Raw genomic sequence first — 20,732 nt, forward strand, 5'->3', positions numbered from 1 at the left:
GGCCGCGCCGCCGCTATCTTCCGATAGCGGCGGTCGCGGTCTGTCGTCGTGCCGGGCCGAAAATCGGGTTGGATTTTCGGGAATGCCGGTGCGAAGATCAGAGATGCCGGCGCCACGGATCTTCGTCTGGAGAGCCGTTGCCCTGGCTGAAGCGGGGCGCCGATGCTGCGTTATGTCTTCCGGCGGCTGTTGACCGCCATCCCCACGCTCTTCGTCATCGTGACGGTGGCGTTCTTCCTGATCCGCGTCGCCCCTGGCGGCCCGTTCAACCAGGAGCGGGGCTTGAGCCCCGAGATCAGGGCCAATCTCGAAGCCCAGTTCGGCCTCAACGATCCGCTCTGGCTGCAATATGTCCACTATCTCGGCAATCTTTTGCGCGGCAATTTCGGCCCGAGCTACAATCTGCCTGACTTCACCGTCACCGAACTCTTCGCCAAGGGCTTGCCGATCTCGATCCAGATCGGCACCTCGGCTCTGGTGCTGGCGCTGCTGCTGGGTTCCATCCTCGGCACCATCGCCGCGCTCAACCAGAACAAGATAGGCGATTATTCGGTGATCGCGCTCGCCACCGCCGGCAGCACCATCCCCACCTTCGTCATCGCGCCGGTGATCCAGCTCGTCTTCGGGCTGTCCTGGAAGCTGTTGCCGATCGGCGGCTGGGGCGACGGCGCCTTCATCAACAAGGTCGGGCCGGTGCTGACGCTGGCCTTGCCGCAGATCGCCATCGTCGCCCGCCTGATGCGCGGCTCGATGATCGAGAGCCTGCGCTCGCACCATATCCGCACGGCGCGTGCGCTCGGCCTGTCCGACTGGTCGGTGGTGGTCAAGCACGCGCTGCGCGGCGCCGTGCTGCCGATCGTCTCGTTCACCGGCCCGGCGGCCGCCGCGCTGCTCACCGGCTCGATCATCGTCGAGACGATCTTCTCCATCCCCGGCGTCGGCCGCTACTTCGTCGATGCGGCGCTCAACCGCGACTACACGCTGGTCATGGGAACCGTTGTGGTGATCGCGCTCTTCACCATCGTCTTCAACCTGATCGTCGACCTGCTCTATGCGGTCGTCGACCCGAGGGTCCGCTATGACTGACCTCGCCGTCGCCGTACCCGAGCCGATCGTCGGCCGCTCGCTCTGGGGCAATGCCTGGGCGCGGCTCAAGCGCAACCGCGCCGCGATGCTCAGCCTCTATTACCTGGCTTTCATCGCCGTCATCAGCATTTGCGGTCCGTGGGTCGTGCCGCATGAGTACACCACCATCTATGGCGACTATGTGCGCATGCCGCCGAGCGTTTCGGCCTATCCGAAGCCTGAGATGATCCAGGGTGCGCTGGGCGACGCCATCAAGCGCATGCGCGCCGACATCAAGGAGTGGCACCAGGACGGCAACCGCGTCATCGTCACCGTCACCTCGACCAAGCCGATCGACGACCGCAACATCCGCTATCTCGACCGCTCCGACGCCTTCGACGACACCAGGATCGAGAGCAAGTCGCCCGACGGCCTCGAAGTGACGATGAGCTCGGCCGTGAAGCAGCAATATTTCTTCTTCGGCACCGACAACACCGGCCGCGACCTGCTCTCGCGCACGCTGATGGCCGGACGCATCTCCTTGGCCATCGGCCTGCTCGCCGGCGTCGTCGCCGGCGTCATCGGCGTCATCTACGGCGCGACAGCGGGCTTCTCCGGCGGCAGGGTCGACGAGGTGATGATGCGCATCGTCGACGTGCTCTATTCGCTGCCCTTCATCTTCTTCGTCATCATGCTGGTGGTGTTCTTCGGCCGCAACTTCGTGCTGATGTTCCTCGCTGTCGGCGCCGTGCTGTGGCTCGACATGGCGCGCATCGTGCGCGGCCAGGCGCTGTCGATCCGCAGGCAGGAATATGTCCAGGCTGCGGAAGCCATGGGCGTCGGCCAGCGCGGCATCCTGTTGCGCCATGTCATTCCCAATCTGCTCGGGCCGGTCGTCATCTACATGACGCTGCTGGTGCCGCAGGTCATCATCCTGGAAAGCTTCCTCTCCTTCCTCGGTCTCGGCGTGCAGGAGCCGATGACCAGCTGGGGCGTGCTGATCTCGGTCGGCGCCAAGAACATCGGCTACGCCAACTGGCTTCTGTTGTTCCCGGCTTTCTTTCTCGTCTCGACGCTGTTCGCGCTGAATTTCGTCGGCGACGGCCTGCGCGACGCGCTCGACCCCAAGGACCGCTGAGATGACCGCTTCCGAAACGATCCTCAGCGTCAAGGACCTGCGCGTCCGCTTCCAGACCCTCGACGGCACCGTCGAAGCGGTCAAGGGCATCAACATCAAGGTCAATGCCGGCGAGACGGTCGCCGTCGTCGGCGAATCCGGGTCCGGCAAGAGCCAGACGATGATGGCGGCGATGAGCCTGTTGTCTTCCAACGGCGAGGCGACGGGCCAGGTCGACTATCGCGGCCGGAACCTTCTGGCCATGTCGAAGAGCGATCTCAACAAGGTGCGCGGCCGCAAGATCAGCATGATCTTCCAGGAGCCGATGACCTCGCTCGACCCGCTCTACACCATCGGCAACCAGCTTATGGAGCCGATCCGCCGGCATCGCGGACTTTCCGCGGCCGCCGCGCGCGAAGAAGCGCTGAAGCTCTTGCGGCTGGTGCACATCCCCGATCCCGAACGGCGGATGAAATCCTATCCGCACGAGATGTCGGGCGGCCAGCGCCAGCGCGTCATGATCGCCATGGCTCTGGCCAACGACCCCGATATCCTGATCGCCGACGAGCCGACCACGGCGCTCGACGTGACCATCCAGGCGCAGATCCTGATGCTGTTGGCCGAACTGCAGCGCAAGCTCGGCATGGCGATCGTCTTCATCACCCACGATCTAGGTATCGTGCGGCGCTTCGCCGACCGGGTCTATGTCATGCGCCAGGGCGAGGTGGTGGAGGAGGGCGATGCGGAAGCGCTTTTCGCCAACCCGCAGCATGCTTACACCAGGATGCTGCTCGCGGCCGAGCCCACCGGCACCAAGGCGGCGGCGCCCGCCAGTTCGCCGGTACTGCTGGAAGGCCGCAATGTCGAAGTCGTCTTCAAGATCGGCGGCGGCTTCCTAGGCGGCGAGCCGCTGATGCTGCGCGCGGTGGATAGGATCTCGATCCGGCTGAAGCGCAACCAGACGATCGGCATCGTCGGCGAGTCCGGTTCGGGCAAGTCGACGCTCGGCCGCGCGCTACTCAGGCTCTTGCCCAGCGACGGCGTGATCCGCTTTGGCGACCGCGATATATCCGAAGCCGATCGCCAGGCGATGCGGCCGCTGCGGCGAGAGTTGCAACTTGTCTTCCAGGATCCGTTCGGTTCGCTGTCGCCGCGCATGACCGTCGGCCAGGTGATCACCGAAGGCCTTTTGGTGCACGAGCCCTCGCTCACAGGCAAGCAGCGCGACCAGCGCGCCGTCGAGGCGCTGCGCGAGGTCGGCCTCGATCCCAACGCGCGCAACCGCTACCCGCACGAATTCTCCGGCGGCCAGCGCCAGCGCATCGCCATTGCCCGCGCCATGATCTTGAAGCCGAAAGTGGTGGTGCTGGACGAGCCGACCTCGGCGCTCGACCGCTCCGTGCAGAAGCAGATCGTCGAGCTGTTGCGCAAGCTGCAGGCCGACCACGAACTGTCCTACCTGTTCATCAGCCATGACCTCGCGGTGGTTCGCGCCATGGCCGACTACATCATCGTGATGAAGCAGGGAAAGATCGTCGAGGAAGGTCCGACGCAGGAGATCTTCGACAATCCGCGCGAAGCCTATACGCAGACGCTGATGAAGGCCGCGATCGATACGACAAAGTTCCGCATGAGCGCTTGAACCCGGGCAAGCCTGATCGGTTCGGCTACTGCGAGGCCGGGCACCTCTGCCTCCGCGTCGCGACGATCACCCGCTGCTGTTGCTGCAACCTGTCGATCCGGGCGGTTTCGCGATTGGCCACCACAGTCTTCACGCGCTCGCCGCCGAGCAGCCACGTCGGCACGGGGGTGTTGGCGACCCTGCCGCGGGCGATTGCTGTGCGTGAAATATCGGTGGCGGTGTCGCCGACCGCGCTGTTGAGCTCCGGGCAGTTCATCTTGTCGTATTTCGCCGGGCTGATCGACGCGGTGGTCGACGAGCAGCCGGCGGCAACAAGCAGGAGCGTAATCATCGGTACAATGGTTGTCGGCGTGAACTTCATACTCTTAACCTTGGTTCGCCGTTATACATTCCCCGCGCATCCGAAATCGGGTGGGGCTGCCATTAGGTCAAAGTGAGAACCTATTGTCGAGCATTGTTGCGCGATTCCTGTTTCCTCAGCCTAGCCATCCTCCCAAGCGACGGTGACGACCACAACGCTCATTGGCATAATATGCCATGCCCTGTATTATGCTGGCTGAATTGGAGCGGATATCGCGATGCCGACACGCAATGTTGTCCTAACGGAACACCTTGAGGAAGTGATCGACCGTTTGGTGAAAACCGGGCGCTATCAGAACGCCAGCGAGGTGTTGCGTGATGGCTTGCGGCTGATCGAGCAGCGCGAGGCGAGGGAAGCCGCGAAGCTAGCCGCACTCAAGGAGGCGGCCGCCATTGGCTTCCACGACATTGAGCAAGGTCGTTTCGAGGATGTTACTGAAGACGACCTCGAAGAATTTATGAGTGGCCTAGGACAACAGGCAAGCTTGCGCGCGAAAAAAGCCGGCTTGTAAGGCCATGGTCCTATATCGGCTTTCGGCGGCCGCGCAGGAAGACATCGTCCAGATACTCGCCCACGCGGAAGTCTATTTCGGCGAGATCGCGCGTGCCCGTTACGAGCGGCTGCTGATCGTGGCCCTGCGCGACATTGTCGCTGATCCCCAACGAGGTGGCAGCATCGCCCGCGCGGAGCTGGGAAACAATATCCGCAGTTACCACCTGCGCCATAGTCGGGCCCACGCGCGGACCGAACATGGCATTGTCTTGCGACCGCGCCATTTCCTACTCTACCGGATGACCTCCCAGGTCATCGGAATTGGTCGCGTTCTCCACGACGCGATGGAACTGCAGCGCCATCTGCCCACGAGTTATGGCGACGCTTGACCGCGGTCCTGCTTTGAGACGGATAGCGATTTCGGGAAAAGCCAAGTGCTTGTTTTTTCTGGTCGGAGTGGCAGGATTTGAACCTGCGACCCCCTCGTCCCGAACGAGGTGCGCTACCAGACTGCGCTACACTCCGTGACCAGACCGCGGGCTTATAGCTGCCACGTTCCGATCCTGCAAGCGCCAATGACAGCACTTCTGTCGCATTTCCCTTCTTTCGCGAAGCTTGCCTGAATGGCATAGGATTTGGCTGTCGGGTAAAGGTGGGCTTAAAGGCTTTTGTCGTAAGTCCAGGCCGTCGGAGCCGGACTTTTTGACAAGGTCGTTCATGAGCCAGCGCATCGTCAGTTTTGTCATGAGCGGCGGCGTCGGATCGCGGCTGTGGCCGTTGTCGCGCGAGGACAACCCCAAGCAGTTCCACGACTTCTCGGGCGATGGCTCGATGCTGGCCAAGACCTTGCGCCGGCTGGCGGCGCGGCCCGACGGTGAGACGCCGATCTTCCTGATCGCGGCGGAGCGTCACGCCGAGCGCGTCCATGCCGACCTTGCCGGTCTCGATCTTGCCGGCGGCGGACCGCTGTTCGAGCCGACGGGCCGCAACACGGCGGCCGCCGTGGCGCTGGCCAGCCTGCGCACGCTCTCCGAATATGGCGACGAGCTGGTGCTGGTGGTGCCGTCGGATCACGAGATATCGACGCCTCGCCAGTTCTGGCAAAGCATCGAGGCGGGCGCGGCGGCGGCTAATGCCGGCCGGCTCGTGGTGTTCGGCCTCAAGCCGACACAGCCCGAGACCGGCTATGGCTATATCGAGGTCGGGGCCGGCAAGGACGGTGTCTTCGACGTGTCGCGCTTCGTCGAGAAGCCGGATCTCGCCACCGCGCAAGCCTATCTCGACACCGGCAGCTTCTACTGGAACACCGGCATCTTCCTGTTCCGCGCCGGCGCCATGCGCGACGCCTTCGCGGCCCATGAACCGCAAATCTGGCAGGCGACGGAAGCCGCCTACAAGGCTGCGACCAGCGATCTGTCCGGCCTTTATATGCCGCTGGAACTTTATTCCGCGATCCCGTCGACCTCGATCGACTACGCCATCATGGAACGCGCGAAGGACATCGCCATGGTGCCCGCCGGCTTCCGCTGGAACGATCTCGGCTCCTGGCAATCGCTGCTCGACGTCGGCCCGTCCGACAAGGACGGCAACGTCATCGTCGGAGACGTCGTCGCCATCGATTGCGAGAACTCCTACATCCGCAGCGATGGGCGGCTGCTCTCGGCCATCGGCATGAAGGACGTGGCCGTCGTCTCCACCGCCGACGCCACGTTCGTCGCGCCGGTCAGCCACAGCCAGCACGTCAAGAAGATTGTCGAGCAGTTGGAGAAATCCGGCCGGCTGGAGACCAGGTTCACGCCGGCGCATGACCGCGTCATCGAGAGCGGCGCCTGGCGGCGGCGCGTGCGCCACTGGCTGTTCGACGAGACGCTGCCGCTATGGTCGACCCTTGGCGTCGACGAGCGCCATGGCGGTTTTCATGAGGCGCTGGGCTTCGACGCCGCGCCGCTGATGAAACCCAAGCGCATGCGCACGCAGGCGCGTCAGGTCTATGCCTTCGCGGTCGCCAAGGAGCGAGGCTGGGATGGGCCGGCCGACCGGCTGATCGCGCACGGCATCGACTTTATGGCCGGTCAGGGCCGTACCGAGCGTGGCGGCTGGGTGCGCACGCTCAACATCGACGGTTCGGTCGCCGATCCGGTTGAGGACGCCTATGACCATTCCTGCGTGCTTCTGGCGCTCGCCCACGCCCACATGTCGGGCCATCCCGACGCGCTGCGGCTCGGCGAGGAGACGTTTGCCTTCCTCGACGCGCATCTCGAAGACAGCCGCATGACCGGCTTTCTGGAAACCTCCGACGGCGCGGACGAGCGGCGCTCCAACCCGCATATGCATTTTCTGGAGGCTTTTCTCGCCTGGCATCAGGCGACCGGCGAGCGCGCCTATCTGCGGCGCGCGGCGCGCATCATCGACCTTTTCCGCAGCCATTTCTTCGATGCCGAGAGCTGGACGCTCGGCGAATATTTCGACGAAGGCTGGAGGCCGGCGGCGAACGGAAAGGCCAACTGGACCGAGCCCGGCCATCATTTCGAATGGGCCTCGCTGCTGGTCGATTTCGCCGCCCGCAGCGGCCAGAGCGAGCTCACAGCCTTTGCCCGTAAACTCTATGCCTCAGCCATTGCCAACGGCCTCAACCGCGCTACCGGCCTTGCCTACGGCGCCGTCTCGCGCCAGGGCCTGCCGCTCGACACGGTCTCGCGAAGCTGGCCGCAGGCCGAGGCGATCAAGGCGGCGATCGCGCTCGACGGCTCGGGCGGGCCGGACCTCAAGCCCGAGATCGAGGCGCGCGTCGGTCGCCTGTTCCGCTGGCACATAGACCCGGCGCCGCTCGGCCTCTGGATCGACCGCATCGACGAACGCGGCCGCTCACTGGCGACCGAAGTGCCGGCGAGCATTTTCTATCACCTGGTCTGTGCGCTGACGCAGTATCTGGACGGGACGGCACAGAAGGAGTGAAGGTTGACGCCAGCGGCTACGCGTCGTCGTCCACATCGAAAATAGCATCGAAAATAGCATCGATATCGCGAGCGCCGTGCACGACTCGTTCAATTCGCACATCGTCCCCTTCAGCCACATAGAAGATTACATAGTGCTGAAACGGGACAGATCGTAGGTCTGGTGACAACGAGTATCGAGGCGCGCCCCACGTGGTGCGTTGGCGATGCGATCGCACCGCGCTCTGAGCGCCGCTACAAAGCGTCGGGCAGCCGCTGGGTTTTCGCTATGGATGTAGTCGCCAATTTCCTCGACATCTCTGGCGGCGGCGGGTGAGAAGGTGACTGCCATTAGAGCGTTTCACCGTTTCATAGAAACGGCGAACCGCTCTATCTCTTTGTTTTTACGCAATTCCGTACGGAAAACCGCTCACACTTTTCCTGGAATTGCTCTAGGTGTGGCTTTTGTCGCGGTATTTCGCCTCCAGCCGGTCAAGAACCTCCGACGCTGGAATGCCAGGCCCGCTTTCCTTCCCCTTACGGATATCTTCACGCAATGCAGCAAGTTTCACCTGCCGCTGCTCCTCGCGTTCCTCAAGCAAGCTGTCGCGTACCACTTCGCTGGCGCTCGCGTAGCGGCCACTCTCGACAAGCTCGCGTACGAATGCCTCATAACGGGAGCCGATATTGTAGCTGGCAGGCATGGCATCATCCTTTGGATTATCCATTCTTATCAATTTATGATAGGCTGACCAAAGCCGTTTGCCAGGTCAATAAGGCGCCGCCACGTCTCCCGTCTCCACATAGACCGCCTTCAGCTGCGAGTAGTGCGCCAGCGCCGCCAGCGAATTTTCCCGCCCGATGCCGGACTGCTTGACGCCGCCGAAGGGCATTTCGACAGGCGTGAGATTGTAGGCGTTGATCCAGCAGGTGCCGGCCTGCAGCTCGGCGATCACCCGATGCGCACGCGGCAGGTCGCGCGTGAACACGCCCGCCGCCAGCCCGAACTCGGTATCGTTGGCGCGCTCGATCACCTCGTCCTCGCTGTCGAATTTCAAGATGCTCATCACCGGCCCGAAAATCTCTTCACGCGCGATGCGCATGGTGTCGGTGACGCCGGTGAACACCGTCGGCTCGACAAAGAAACCGCCCTCGAAACCCTGCAGTGACGGCACGCTTCCGCCGCAGGCGAGCGTCGCACCCTCCTGCTTGCCGGCTTCGATGTAGGATATGACCTTGTCTTGCTGCGCCTTGTTGACCAGCGGGCCCATCTGCGTTTCCGGATCGAGCGGATCGCCGATGCGGATCTTCTTGGTGCGCTCGACCAGCCGCTCGACGAAGCGGTCATGCAGGCCCTTCTGCACGAAGACGCGCGTGCCGTTCGAGCAGATCTGGCCGCTGGAGTAGAAGTTGCCGAGCATGGCGCCGCCTATGGCGTTCTCGAGATTGGCGTCGTCGAAGACGATCAGCGGCGACTTGCCGCCGAGCTCCATCGTCGCGTGCTTCATCTTCGAGCCGGCGAGCGATAGCACCTTGCGGCCGGTCGGCACCGAGCCGGTCACCGAGACCTTGGCGACGACGTCATGCCCGACGAGGCCGGCACCGACATCGCCATAGCCCTGCACGACGTTGAACAGCCCGTCGGGCAGGCCGGCCTCCGAGTAGATCTCGGCCAGCGCCAGCGCCGACAGAGGGGTGTTCTCCGAGGGCTTGAACACCATGGCGTTGCCCATGGCCAAAGCCGGCGCCGACTTCCAGCCGGCGATCTGGATCGGATAGTTCCAGGCGCCGATGCCGACGCAGACGCCGAGCGGCTCGCGCCTCGTATAGGCGAAGGGTCCGCCGAGATCGATCATCTCGCCGTTGAATGTGGCGACCGCTCCGGCGAAATATTCCAGGCAATCGGCGGCTGAAGGCGCATCCGCCACCAGCGTCTCCTGGATCGCCTTGCCGGTGTCGAGCGTCTCGATCCGCGCCAGATCGCCATTGCGCGCCCGCAGGATGTCGGCGGCGCGGCGCAGGATGCGGCCGCGTTCGACCGGCTTCAGCCGCGCCCAGGCCGGCTGGGCGGCGCGGGCTGCCTCGATTGCCAGCTCCAGCACATTGGGCGTCGCCGAATGCAGCGTCGCTATGGTCTCGCCCGTCGCCGGATAGATCACGGGCAGTGGCGCGCCGCCTTCATCCTCGATGTAGCGGCCATTGACGTAGTGCGATGCTGTCGGCTGGGCGCGCATGGCTTTTTCTCCATTCCTGGTCGCTGGGCGGGGAGGGCACCCGCCCGACAATGCCCTATCGGTCCGCCACCTGCCAGCGCGGATTGATCCACGGTTCCTGGTTGGATGGCGCCAGCGGCGTGCGGCCCAGGATGTGGTCGGAGGCCTTCTCGCCGGTCATGATCGACGGCGCGTTGAGATTGCCGTTGGTCACCCGCGGGAAGATCGAGGAGTCGGCGACGCGCAAGCCTTCGACGCCGATCACCCGGCATTCGGGATCGACGACGGCTGTGAGATCGTCGGCGCGACCCATCCTGCAGGTGCCGCAGGGGTGATAGGCGCTTTCGGCATGGTCGCGGATGAAGGCGTCGAGCTCGTCGTCGGTCTGCACATGGCTGCCCGGCGAAATCTCTTTGCCGCGAAAGCCGTCGAACGCCTTCTGGCCGAAGATCTCGCGCGTCAGCCGGATGCAGTGGCGGAACTCGCTCCAGTCGTCGGGGTGCGACATGTAGTTGAAGCGGATCACTGGCTTGGCGCGGGCGTCGGGCGAGCGCAGCGTCACCGAGCCGCGCGACTTGGAGCGCATCGGCCCGACATGCGCCTGGAAGCCATGCGACTTCGCCGCCGCCTTGCCGTCATAGCGCACCGCCGCCGGGATGAAATGATACTGGATATCGGGGTAGTCGACGCCGGCAGCAGAGCGCACGAAGGCCGCCGCCTCGAAATGATTGGTGGCACCAAGCCCGGTCTTGAAGAACAGCCACTGCGCGCCGATCAATGCCTTGGAGAAAGGATTGAGCACAGAGTTCAGCGTGATCGGCTTGGTCGCTTCCTGCTGGATGTAGAGTTCCAGATGATCCTGCAGATTGGCGCCGACGCCCGGCCGGTCGGCGATCACCTTTATGCCGTTCTCCTGCAGATGCGCGCCCGGGCCGATGCCGGACAGCATCAGGATTTTCGGTGAATTGATCGACGACGCCGCGACGATCACCTCACGCCGCGCCTTAACGACCTGAATCTCTTTGTTAGCTTCAATCTCGACGCCGACGGCTCGTTGATTCTCGATCACCACGCGCCGCGCGAAACCCTTGAGCAGGCTAACATTCTTGCGTTTGAGAGCCGGCCTCAGATAGGCATTCGCAGCCGACCAGCGGCGGCCACCCAGAATGGTCTGCTCCATCGGCCCAAAACCTTCCTGCTTCGAGCCGTTATAATCGTCGGTGAGCTCGAAACCGGCCTGGCGGCCCGCCTCGACAAAGGCGCCGTAGAGCGGATTTTTCCGCGAGCCGCGCTGCACATGCAATGGTCCGCTTCTGCCCCGCCAGCCGTCCTCGCCGCCGTCGGAATCCTCCATGCGCTTGAAATAGGGGAGCACGTCGGCGAAGCCCCAGCCGGCGGCGCCCTGTTCGGCCCAGTGGTCGAAATCATGCGCATGACCACGCACATAGACCATGCCGTTGATCGAGGAGGAGCCGCCGATCACTTTGCCGCGCGGGGTGGCAAGCACGCGTCCGCCGAGATGCGGCTCCGGTTCGCTGGCGAAACCCCAGTCGTAGAGGCTCATGTTGAGCGGGATCGACAGCGCCGACGGCATCTGGATCAGCGGCCCCATATCGGTGCCGCCGAACTCGATGACGATAACCGAATTCTTGCCGTCTTCCGACAGCCGGTAGGCCAGGGCCGAGCCGGCGGAGCCGGAACCGATGATGACGAAATCCGCTTCAAGCATCTGATGATAATTTCCGGATGATAAGTTCCCAATCCTTCCTCAAGATCGAAGAAGGTTGAAAATCGAAGTTGCCTTGGACGCTTAGATAGTTCGAGAAGTTGTTTCCCACGCCTTCCAACAGATCATAGAGTTCATCACCCATAAGCCTGCCCGTCGGGCCGGAAAGCGGAGCGAAAGTGAAGGGCAAGATCCATTCATCGTGCCAAATCTCTCTCTCGCTGCGTTGAGTGTCTGGAGCAGTGATCGAAACGAAAGGTACAGTGAAAGCCTTCCATGGCTTGCAATAAAGCAGCCCAAATGATCCCGGAGCAAAGCGGGCTGACTTTGTTATTTTGGCTTTAGTTGCCGATGAATCACCGGCTCGGACAGCCCACGTCCTAGCGCCATAGCCAGCCCAGATGTTGGTTATGCTATCCGACGAAAAGACGAAGACTTCGACCCTGGCATCGCTATTAGACATGGTCCCTCCGCGTCGTGGCGTTTCGATCAATTTCAAGCATTGTTCATATGCGCCATAAAATCGGCGAGCGAGACATTGCCGCCGGTTGCTACCACAAGGACAGTCTTGCCCTTCACATCCACCTTGCCGCCGAGCAGCGCCGCCAGCGAGGCCGCGCCCGACGGCTCGAGCACCAGCTTCATCCGCTCGAAGGCGATCTTCATCGCGCGTCGCACCGAGGCATCGTCGACGGTGACGCCGCGCACGCCGGCGGCACTCACCGCCGCGAAGGGCGCGTCGCCGGGCTTGCGCGCCATCAGCCCATCGCAGATCGATTTCGGCCCGATCGGCATCGTCTCGATCGCGCCATGCGCCAGCGATGAGCCCATGCCGTTGAACCCCTCCGGCTCGACCGCGATGATTTCGGTCTTCGGCGACACATAGTGGAAGGCGAGCGAGACGCCGCCGATCAGTCCGCCGCCGCCGACCGAGCAGAACACCAGGTCGGCATGCGCCTTCTTCATTGCCAGTTGGTCGAGTGCTTCCAGTCCGGCGCCGGCCTGGCCGGCGACGATCTCCGGATCGTCGAAGGGATGCAGCAAGGTGAGGTGCTCGGTCTCGGCGATCTCCCGCGCTTTCGCGGCGGCGACCTCCTCGCGGGCGCGGTCGCCATGATCGGTCAGCACCACCCGCGCGCCATAACCGGCCGTCGCGTCGCGCTTGGCGGCAGGCGCGTCGATCGGCATGACGATGGTGACCGGAATGCCCAGAGCCTGGCCTGCGGCCGCCAACCCTTGCGCGAAATTGCCGGAGGAATAGGCCACCACGCCCTTTCTCGCCTCATCCGGCGACAGCTGGTTCAGCCGCCAATAGGCGCCGCGCACCTTGAAGGAGCCGGCCCATTGCAGCGACTCCGGCTTGACGAAGACACGCGCCGCGCCGGTCTCCTTGGTCAACGCCGCCGACTCCAGCAGCGGCGTCACCTGCGTGGCCGTCGAGGTGACGGCATAGGCTTGCTTCAGATGATCAAGCGTAGGGACAAGAATGTCTGCCATCATTCGCCTCTCGGATACCGTTTGCTCTCTTCGAGATTGTCGAGGTTCATGTGATTGCGCATGTAGCGTTCCGACGCCTTCTGCAGCGGCTGGAAATCCCACGGGTAATAGGCGCCGTTGCGCAGCGCCGGATAGACGACCCAGCGGCGCGCCTGGCTTTCGCGGACCGCCGCGTCGAAAGCGGCCATGTCCCAGCGGGCTCTGACCTTTTCCATGAACGCAGCGACCAGGGCGGCGTTCGCCGGATCGTCGGCCAGGTTGTCGCGTTCGAGCGGATCGGCTGCGAGATCGAACAACTGCGGGGCGTCGAGCTCGCAATGGACGAACTTGTATTTGCCGTCGCGGATCGCGACCAGCGGAGCGTTAGAGCCTTCCGCGGCATACTCGATCAGCACCGGTGCGGTGCGTGCCTTGCCGTCGAGCAGCGGCAGCAGCGACTGGCCGTCCGTCCACGGTTCGATCGCGGCAATGTCGATGCCGGCGAGGTCGCAGAGCGTCGGCGTCACGTCGAGATTGGAAACCGGCGCCTCGATCGGCCCGGCCGGCACGCCCCTGCCGGCGATCATCAGCGGCACACGCGCCGAGCCCTCGAAGAAGCTCATCTTGAACCACAGGCCACGCTCGCCCAGCATGTCACCGTGATCCGAGCAGAACAGAATGATGGTATCATCGAGCATGCGGGTGCGCTTTAAAACGTCCAGAAGCTCGCCGAGCTTGTCGTCGACATAGGAGATGTTGGCGAAGTAACCGCGCCGCGAACGGCGTACCTGTTCATCGGTAATATCGAAGGACGCATAATCGCTGGCGCGGTAGAGCCGCTGCGAATGCGTATCCTGCTCATCATACGGGATGAACGGCGTTTCCGGATCGAGCGCCTGGCAGTTCTCGTAAAGATCCCAATACTGCTTGCGCGCCACATAGGGGTCGTGCGGATGCGACAGCGAAACGGTAAGGCACCAGGGTCGGCGGTCCGCATCGTCCTGCTCGCGCGACAGCTGGTAAAGCTTTTGCGTCGCCAGGAACACGACTTCGTCATCATATTCCATCTGGTTGGTGGTCTCGGCGACGCCGGCGCCGGTGACCGAACCCAGATTGTGGTACCACCAGTCGATGCGCTCACCGGGCTTGCGATAGTCCGGCGTCCAGCCAAAATCGGCTGGATAGATGTCGGTGGTCAGCCGTTCCTCGAAACCATGCAATTGGTCCGGTCCGACGAAATGCATCTTGCCCGACAGGCAGGTGTAATAGCCGGCGCCGCGCAGGTGATGGGCGAAGGTCGGGATCGACGAGGCGAACTCGGCCGCGTTGTCATAGACACCCGTGCGTGACGGCAGTTGCCCGCTCATGAACGAGGCGCGGCCCGGGGCGCAGAGAGGCGAAGCGGTGTAGTTGTTGGCGAAGCGCGCCGAGCGCGCGGCCAGCGCCTTCAGATGCGGCGCATGCAGGAACTCGGCCGGACCGTCCGGGAAGAGCGTGCCGTTGAGCTGATCGACCATGACGATCAGGAAATTGGGTCGCCGGGTGGTCAAGGCAGGCTCCGTCCGTTGAGCTTGGTTTCGAGATAGTCTTCCACGAGCGCGATCGCGGTCCGCGCGTCCGGCACGCCGTCCTTCAGCGCGCGGCGGATATAGAGCCCGTCGATCAGCGCCGCGGTCGCTTCCGCCACGCGGTCGGCCTCGGTCCGGGGCAGGATGCCGGTCAGCCCGCTCATCAGGTTCGAATGCAGCCGCCGCGCATAGATGCGCAGCAGTCGCCGCAGCTCGGTCGATTTCTGCGCCTCGACATAGAAGGCGAGCCAGGCGGCGATGATCTGGGGCTGGAACTGGTCGTCGGAAAAGCTGACGGCGACGACGGCCGAAACGCGCTGGCGCGGCGTCGCGGCAAGGCTGAACGCGCGCCTTGTGTCGGTGTTGAGTTCGGCGAGGATATGGCGCATCGTCGCGAACAGCAGCTCGTCCTTGGCGCCGAAATAGTGATGCGCCAGCGCCGACGACACGCCGGCGCGGCCCGCGATCTCCGACATCGTCACATCCAGCGATCCGCGCTCGCCGATCGCCGAGATCGTCGCGTCGATCAGCGCCTTGCGGCGCACTGGCTCCATTCCGATTTTTGGCATTTTGGTATCCGGTTCGCAGCGAGATTATTTTTTATTGACGCGTCAATCAATAAAAAACCGACGCTGGGATCAACCGATCATGTCGTTCTGGCCCATGCCTTGGGCTGGAAAACGGTTCACTATTGAACAATATTGAATCGCGAGCCGCGACCAAGACGTGCTAGCGTGTGTTGAGGTTCAGGTCAGGCCGCGCCGAGAGTGGCGATCTCCGAGAACCGGAGCGGAGCGTACTTAAGTACGTGAGCACCGGAAGCGCAGGAAATCGACATTCGCAGGCCGGCATCACCTGAAGATCGGCATACGCTAGGCTCGGCGGCAAATGGAGGCTGTTATGACCGCATGCATCGTCGGCTGGGCGCATTCGCGCTTCGGCAAGCTCGAAGGCGAGACGCTGGAGGGCCTGATCACCAAGGTTGCCGTCGAGGCGCTCGACCATGCCGGCATCGGCCCCGACGATGTCGACGAGATCGTGCTTGGCCATTTCAACGCCGGCTTCTCGCCGCAGGATTTCACCGCGAGCCTTGTGCTGCAGGCCGACGACCGGCTGCGCTTCAAGCCGGCGACGCGCGTCGAGAACGCCTGCGCCACCGGCTCGGCAGCGGTGCGGCAAGGCATCCGCGCCATCGACGCCAACGCCGCCCGCATCGTGCTGGTGGTCGGCGCCGAGCAGATGACGACGACGCCCGGTCCCGAGATCGGCAAGAACCTGCTCAAGGCATCCTACCTGCCGGAAGACGGCGACACGCCGGCAGGCTTCGCCGGCGTCTTCGGCAAGATCGCGCAGGCCTATTTCCAACGCTATGGCGACCAGTCGGATGCGCTGGCCATGATCGCGGCCAAGAACCACCGGAATGGCGTCGAAAATCCCTACGCGCAGATGCGCAAGGATTTCGGCTACGAATTCTGCCGCCAGGAAAGCGAGAAGAATCCGTTCGTCGCCGGTCCGCTGAAGCGCACAGATTGCTCGCTGGTCTCGGACGGCGCCGCGGCGCTGGTGCTCACCGACACCGCGACGGCGCTGAGGATGCGCCGTGCCGTGACCTTCCGCGCCAATGAGCATGTGCAGGACTTCCTGCCGATGTCCAAGCGCGATATCCTCTCCTTCGAGGGGTGCGAGCGCGCCTGGGAGCAAGCGCTGAAGAAGGCCGGCGTCACGCTCGACGACCTCTCCTTCGTCGAGACGCATGACTGCTTCACCATCGCCGAATTGATCGAATATGAGGCGATGGGTCTGGCCAAGCCCGGCGAGGGTGCCAAGCTGGCGCTGGACGGCACGACGGCCAAGGACGGTCGCCTGCCGGTCAACCCATCCGGCGGCCTGAAGGCCAAGGGCCACCCGATCGGCGCCACCGGCGTGTCGATGCATGTGCTGACCGCCATGCAACTGACCGGCGAAGCCGGCGGCATCCAGGTGCCGGGGGCCAAGCTCGGTGGTATCTTCAACATGGGCGGCGCGGCGGTCGCCAACTACGTTTCCATCCTCGACCGGATCAGATAGAAGCGGCCCGCATTAAGGCGCGCCCTCTGGGCGCGCGCGGGAGGCAATATGACAAATCCGGTTCTGGTCGAAGTCACGCGCGGCGCGGTGGTGGAAAGCGCGCACCGCGGCCCGGTTTGCGTCGTCGACGCCGACGGCAAGGCCGTCTGGGAGATCGGCGACACGGACCGCCCGGTCGTCCCGCGCTCCGCGGTCAAAGCCATCCAGGCCTTGCCGCTGGTCGAATCGGGTGCTGCCGACGCCTATGGTTTCGGCGACCGCGAACTTGCGCTGGCCTGCGCCTCGCATTCGGGCGAGCCCGCCCATGTCGAACTGGCGACGGCGATGCTCGCCAAGGCCGGCCTCGACAAGACCGCGCTCGAATGCGGCGCGCATTGGCCCTCGAGCCACGATGCCACCATTGCGCTCGCCCGCGCCGGCGGCGTTCCCAACGCTTTGCACAACAATTGCTCCGGCAAGCATTCTGGCTTCCTTTGCACCTGCGTCCACGCCGGCATCGCGCACGCTGGCTATGTCAAGGCGGGTCATGCGCAGCAGGAGATGGTGCGTGACGCGATGCAAGCCGTGACCGGCACGGCGCACGGCGTCGACAACAGCGGCATAGACGGCTGCTCGATCCCGACCTACGCCGTGCCGCTGAAGAGCTTCGCCCGAGGCTTTGCCCGCATGGCGACGGGCAGGGGCTTTGCCCCCGAGCGCGCCAAGGCCGCGAAGCGGCTGCTCTCGGCTTGCATGGCCGAGCCGTTCCTGGTCGCCGGCACCGGCAAGGCCGATGTCGCGCTGATGCAGGCCGCTCCCGGCCGCATCTTCGTCAAGACCGGCGCCGAAGGCGTCTATTGCGCGGCATTGCCCGAACTTGGCCTCGGCATCGCCTTGAAATGCGATGACGGCGCCGGCAGGGCGGCAGAGGTGATGATCGCCGCGGTGCTGGCAAAGTTGCTGCGCGGCGACGATGCGGTTGCGGCAAAGCTTACCGAACTCGCCCATCCCGCAATCGAAAGCCGCATCGGCGCCAAGGTCGGCTTGCTGCGGCCGACGGCGGCGCTCAACTAGTACGCCGACTTCCGACGCGCATCTGCCGCGTGGGTGAACTCAAGACAAAAAATTATGTGCTAGTCTCCCTACCATCGAACGGACGGGTGGGTAGCCATGCTGGAAGCGGACAAGGTGTTTGCCGGGTCGATCCCGGAAAATTACGATCGCCATATGGTGCCGCTGATTTTCGAGGCCTATGCCGCCGAGACCGCGTGCCGTGCGGCGTCCTTCTCACCCTTGGCTGTTTTGGAAACTGCCGCGGGCACCGGGGCCGTCACCCGCGCCCTGGCGTCGAAACTCTCGCCTGGCGCCAGCTACACCGTAACCGACCTCAACCAGCCGATGCTCGACTATGCGGCCTCGCGCCAGGGGCCCGACAGCCGCATTGCTTGGCGCCAGGCGGATGCCCTGAAGCTGCCTTTCGACGATGCGGCCTTCGACCTCGTCTGCTGTCAGTTCGGCGCCATGTTCTTTCCCGACCGCGTCGCTGCCTATCGCGAGGCAAGGCGGGTTCTGAAGCCCGGCGGACATTTTCTGTTCAGTGTCTGGGATCGCATCGAGGAGAATATCTTCGCCAACGACGTGACGAATGCTCTCGCCAGGATCTTTCCGCACGATCCGCCGCGCTTCCTGGCGCGTACGCCGCACGGCTACCACGACAAGGCGCTGATCCGTAACGATCTGGCTGCCGCGGGTTTCTCCGACGTGGCGATCGACACCATAGCCGAGCAGAGCCGCGCATCCTCGCCGCGCGTTCCCGCGGTCGCCTACTGCCAGGGCACCCTGCTTCGCAACGAGATCGAGGCGAGGGAGCCGGGACGATTGGCGTCCGCGACCGACTACGCCGAATCCATGATCGCCGACAGGCACGGCCGTGGCGAAATTGCCGCCAAGATCCAGGCGCACATCATCGTCGCTGCGGCCTAACTGACCTTGTTGCGCTCCACAGTGAGATGCGCATAGCCGGTATCAGTTGACCGCGATAGATCGCCGGTCACCGGATCGGCCCAGCGCTGGCCGATGATGGCGCCGTTTTTCGCGCCGTCGATGACGTTGTCCGAGATGACCGCGGTGCCGGAACCTTCGACGACCGAAACGACGATGCCGGTGCCGGCCTGGCGGATGATGTTTCCGGTCGCCACGACATTGCGCAGATAGGGGCCCCAGCCGAGCTGCATGCCGTAGAGCGGCGCGTTCTCGACGACATTGCCCGAGACCGTCGTGTCGGCCTCGGCGCTGATGCCGACGCCAAAGCCGGGCGGGTCCGCGGTGTAGGGACCGCTGGTCGAAAGGTTGCGCACGATGTTGTTCGAGCAGACCGCCATGCGGCCGCCTTCGTTGAAGTTGACGATCGAGATGCCGTTAGCGGCGCCGTCGACCAGATTGTTGCTGAGGATCGCGCCTTCGAAGGAGAATTCCGAATAGATCCCGGTCTCGCCCGAGCGCGAGCAGGTGTTGCCGGTAATCTGCAGATTGCTCGCGCTGTTGGCGCGGATCGCAGTGAAGGCGCAGTCGGAAACGACGTTGCCCGAGATGATAACGTTGCCGGCGCGGAAAGCGTTGATGCCGTTGCCATTCTGGCCGGTACCGCCGCTGCGCGCGCCGATGCGCTGCACGCGGTTGCCGCTGACGATGGTGCCGTCCTCCGCCGCCTGCCAGCGATGCACCAGGATGCCGCCATTGGCGCAGTCCGAAACGCTGTTGCCGGAAATCTCCAGCCCGCCGGCCTCGACGGAGTAGATGCCGGCATCGGCCGCGCCGGAAATGTCGCACCGGCCGATGCGGCCGACGGCATGCTCGAGCGCCAGCCCATTCTTGCCGCTGCCGGTCACCTGGCAATTGTCGATGACGAGATGGCAGACGCGGCGCAGATCGAGCAGCCCTTGCGCGTAATCGGCCAGCCAGCGGTTGGCGCCGTCGAACACCAGGCCGCTGAACTCGATATGCTCGGCCTGTTCGGCCATCATCAGGTGGCCGTTGCCGCCATAGACGATGCGCGTCGCGCCTGGCACACCCGAAAGCCGCATGCGGGCCGGTAGCTTGAGGTTCGAGACGAGATAGGTGCCGGGCGGCAGGAACACCGGCTGGTCGCGATCGCTGGCCTCGGCCAGCATCTTGGCGAAGACCTTGCTCTGGTCGTCGACCGCGCCGGGCTGCACGCCGATCTCCGTGGCGTTGATCGAGCCGCGCATGGCGGCCATTTCGATGCCCGGCAGCGATTTCGCCGCTGCCTTGCCGGCGAAGAGGCCGGCGGCGGCGAAGCCGGCGGTCCGGGCAAGCAGCGTTCGTCTGTTCAACATCGGCACAGGTCCTGGCGTTTCGCCCTGTCTGTCGCAGGAATCGTGCCAAGGCGGGCTCATTTCCAAACCGCTTGTGCAGTCGCCTCGCCAAGCCTAAGTTCATCGCATGAGCAGAGCTTTCACCCGCGAAGAAGACAGCGAAAACGCCATTGCCGGCGTCGGCGAACGTCCAGTTAGCACGCACCGCAATCTGGTGACGGAGCGCGGACTTGCGATGATCGAGGACAATCTCGCCGACTTGCGCGACATACTGGGCAAGGCGGAGAGGAAGGGCGACCGCGAGCGCATCGCGGTGGTCTCCCGCGACCTACGCTACTGGACCGCGCGGCGCGAGAACGCCGAGCTTTCCGTGCCGGAGCCAGGCAGCGACGTGGTCCGCTTCGGCATGGGTGTTACGCTGGAAGGCGACGACGGCAAGAAGGTGCATTGGCGCATCGTCGGCGAGGACGAAGCCGACCCGTCGAAGGGCAGCATTTCCCATGTCTCGCCGATGGCCGTGGCCCTGTTCGGCAAGAAGGTCGGCGAGGTCGTCAAGGTCAACGGCAAGGAATGGGAAATCGTCAAGCTCTCGGACAAGGCCGAGAATTAGTTCCTTAACACAGAAGTTTTGACCGATTGGCTGGTGCGCGTTGGGCAGATCCCATGCCTTGGCGATTGGCCGAGACGCTATCGCGGTCGTCATCCACGGGCGGAGCAAGGAGCGAAGCGACGCGCGCAGACCCGAGGATCCATGCCGT

At 64.0% G+C, this 20,732-nt stretch carries 19 protein-coding genes, 1 tRNA gene and 1 pseudogene; 10 read left to right on the forward strand and 11 right to left on the reverse strand.

Annotation, left to right across the window (positions count from 1 at the left end):
- Window positions 1-162 precede the first annotated feature (162 nt).
- From RFM52_RS07475 to RFM52_RS07485, 3 genes are read left to right on the forward strand one after another with little or no spacing between them, the layout of a single operon-like run.
- Window positions 163-1,086, forward strand: a complete 924-nt coding sequence (locus tag RFM52_RS07475; RefSeq protein WP_320294856.1) for an ABC transporter permease subunit — start codon at window positions 163-165, stop codon at window positions 1,084-1,086.
- A complete protein-coding gene (locus RFM52_RS07480) occupies window positions 1,079-2,203 on the forward strand; it encodes an ABC transporter permease (protein ID WP_320294857.1) in 1,125 nt (374 codons plus the stop codon). The genes RFM52_RS07475 and RFM52_RS07480 overlap by 8 nt, the downstream gene beginning before the upstream one ends.
- Window position 2,204: 1 nt before the next feature.
- Window positions 2,205-3,824, forward strand: a complete 1,620-nt coding sequence (locus tag RFM52_RS07485) for an ABC transporter ATP-binding protein (RefSeq protein ID WP_320294858.1) — start codon at window positions 2,205-2,207, stop codon at window positions 3,822-3,824.
- 25 nt (window positions 3,825-3,849) lie between these two features.
- On the opposite strand, the gene RFM52_RS07490 is transcribed toward RFM52_RS07485, so the two are convergent.
- On the reverse strand, window positions 3,850-4,185 hold the full coding sequence (locus RFM52_RS07490; RefSeq protein ID WP_320294859.1) for a hypothetical protein: 336 nt from the start codon (window positions 4,183-4,185) through the stop codon (window positions 3,850-3,852).
- A 217-nt stretch (window positions 4,186-4,402) separates the two neighbouring features.
- On the opposite strand from RFM52_RS07490, the gene RFM52_RS07495 reads away from it, so the two are divergent.
- Both RFM52_RS07495 and RFM52_RS07500 read left to right on the forward strand, forming a co-directional pair.
- Window positions 4,403-4,696, forward strand: a complete 294-nt coding sequence (locus RFM52_RS07495) for a type II toxin-antitoxin system ParD family antitoxin (protein WP_320294860.1) — start codon at window positions 4,403-4,405, stop codon at window positions 4,694-4,696.
- A 4-nt stretch (window positions 4,697-4,700) separates the two neighbouring features.
- Entirely contained in the window at window positions 4,701-5,066 is a 366-nt protein-coding gene (locus tag RFM52_RS07500) for a type II toxin-antitoxin system RelE/ParE family toxin (RefSeq protein WP_320294861.1), read from the forward strand.
- Window positions 5,067-5,125: 59 nt separating this feature from the next.
- On the opposite strand, the gene RFM52_RS07505 is transcribed toward RFM52_RS07500, so the two are convergent.
- Window positions 5,126-5,202 (reverse strand) — tRNA-Pro (locus tag RFM52_RS07505).
- A gap of 192 nt (window positions 5,203-5,394) precedes the next feature.
- On the opposite strand from RFM52_RS07505, the gene RFM52_RS07510 reads away from it, so the two are divergent.
- Window positions 5,395-7,632 carry a mannose-1-phosphate guanylyltransferase/mannose-6-phosphate isomerase gene (locus tag RFM52_RS07510; protein ID WP_320294862.1) on the forward strand — a complete coding sequence of 746 codons (2,238 nt, stop codon included), beginning with the start codon at window positions 5,395-5,397 and terminating at the stop codon, window positions 7,630-7,632.
- Window positions 7,633-7,648: 16 nt separating this feature from the next.
- Here RFM52_RS07510 and RFM52_RS32785 read toward each other — a convergent pair.
- From RFM52_RS32785 to betI, 8 genes and pseudogenes are all read right to left on the reverse strand, one after another.
- Window positions 7,649-7,962: pseudogene (locus RFM52_RS32785) on the reverse strand (type II toxin-antitoxin system RelE/ParE family toxin).
- A 100-nt stretch (window positions 7,963-8,062) separates the two neighbouring features.
- On the reverse strand, window positions 8,063-8,314 hold the full coding sequence (locus tag RFM52_RS07525) for a type II toxin-antitoxin system ParD family antitoxin (protein ID WP_320294865.1): 252 nt from the start codon (window positions 8,312-8,314) through the stop codon (window positions 8,063-8,065).
- A 66-nt stretch (window positions 8,315-8,380) separates the two neighbouring features.
- The gene (betB, locus tag RFM52_RS07530; protein ID WP_320294866.1) at window positions 8,381-9,844 is read right to left on the reverse strand and encodes a betaine-aldehyde dehydrogenase; all 1,464 of its coding nucleotides are present in this window, start codon (window positions 9,842-9,844) and stop codon (window positions 8,381-8,383) included.
- Between the two features lie 55 nt (window positions 9,845-9,899).
- Window positions 9,900-11,552, reverse strand: coding sequence for a choline dehydrogenase (gene betA / locus RFM52_RS07535; protein ID WP_320294867.1), 1,653 nt, complete (start codon window positions 11,550-11,552; stop codon window positions 9,900-9,902).
- Window positions 11,545-12,048, reverse strand: a complete 504-nt coding sequence (locus RFM52_RS07540) for a hypothetical protein (protein WP_320294868.1) — start codon at window positions 12,046-12,048, stop codon at window positions 11,545-11,547. The genes betA and RFM52_RS07540 overlap by 8 nt, the downstream gene beginning before the upstream one ends.
- Complete coding sequence (locus RFM52_RS07545; protein WP_320294869.1) at window positions 12,045-13,049, reverse strand: threonine/serine dehydratase family protein; 1,005 nt, start codon at window positions 13,047-13,049, stop codon at window positions 12,045-12,047. Before RFM52_RS07545 ends, RFM52_RS07540 begins: the two co-directional genes overlap by 4 nt.
- On the reverse strand, window positions 13,046-14,575 hold the full coding sequence (gene betC, locus RFM52_RS07550; RefSeq protein WP_320294870.1) for a choline-sulfatase: 1,530 nt from the start codon (window positions 14,573-14,575) through the stop codon (window positions 13,046-13,048). The genes RFM52_RS07545 and betC overlap by 4 nt, the downstream gene beginning before the upstream one ends.
- Window positions 14,572-15,162, reverse strand: coding sequence for a choline-binding transcriptional repressor BetI (betI, locus tag RFM52_RS07555; RefSeq protein WP_320294871.1), 591 nt, complete (start codon window positions 15,160-15,162; stop codon window positions 14,572-14,574). The genes betC and betI overlap by 4 nt, the downstream gene beginning before the upstream one ends.
- Before the next feature lie 331 nt (window positions 15,163-15,493).
- Here betI and RFM52_RS07560 point away from each other — a divergent pair, with 331 nt between their 5' ends.
- The 3 genes from RFM52_RS07560 (at window position 15,494) to RFM52_RS07570 (ending at window position 18,622) form a co-directional block, all read left to right on the forward strand.
- The gene (locus tag RFM52_RS07560; protein ID WP_320294872.1) at window positions 15,494-16,660 is read left to right on the forward strand and encodes an acetyl-CoA acetyltransferase; all 1,167 of its coding nucleotides are present in this window, start codon (window positions 15,494-15,496) and stop codon (window positions 16,658-16,660) included.
- A gap of 48 nt (window positions 16,661-16,708) precedes the next feature.
- Window positions 16,709-17,713, forward strand: a complete 1,005-nt coding sequence (locus RFM52_RS07565; RefSeq protein ID WP_320294873.1) for an asparaginase — start codon at window positions 16,709-16,711, stop codon at window positions 17,711-17,713.
- A 96-nt stretch (window positions 17,714-17,809) separates the two neighbouring features.
- The gene (locus RFM52_RS07570) at window positions 17,810-18,622 is read left to right on the forward strand and encodes a class I SAM-dependent methyltransferase (protein WP_320294874.1); all 813 of its coding nucleotides are present in this window, start codon (window positions 17,810-17,812) and stop codon (window positions 18,620-18,622) included.
- Here the strand turns inward: RFM52_RS07570 and RFM52_RS07575 are convergent.
- A complete protein-coding gene (locus RFM52_RS07575) occupies window positions 18,619-19,995 on the reverse strand; it encodes a TIGR03808 family TAT-translocated repetitive protein (protein ID WP_320294875.1) in 1,377 nt (458 codons plus the stop codon). The two genes, RFM52_RS07570 and RFM52_RS07575, sit on opposite strands and share 4 nt — an antisense overlap.
- Window positions 19,996-20,101: 106 nt before the next feature.
- Between RFM52_RS07575 and greA the strand changes: the two genes are divergently transcribed.
- On the forward strand, window positions 20,102-20,584 hold the full coding sequence (gene greA, locus RFM52_RS07580; RefSeq protein ID WP_320294876.1) for a transcription elongation factor GreA: 483 nt from the start codon (window positions 20,102-20,104) through the stop codon (window positions 20,582-20,584).
- The last annotated feature ends 148 nt before the right edge of the window (window positions 20,585-20,732 follow it).

Origin of the sequence: Mesorhizobium humile, assembly GCF_033977215.1 — a bacterium.
Classification (GTDB): Bacteria; Pseudomonadota; Alphaproteobacteria; order Rhizobiales; family Rhizobiaceae; genus Mesorhizobium; species Mesorhizobium humile.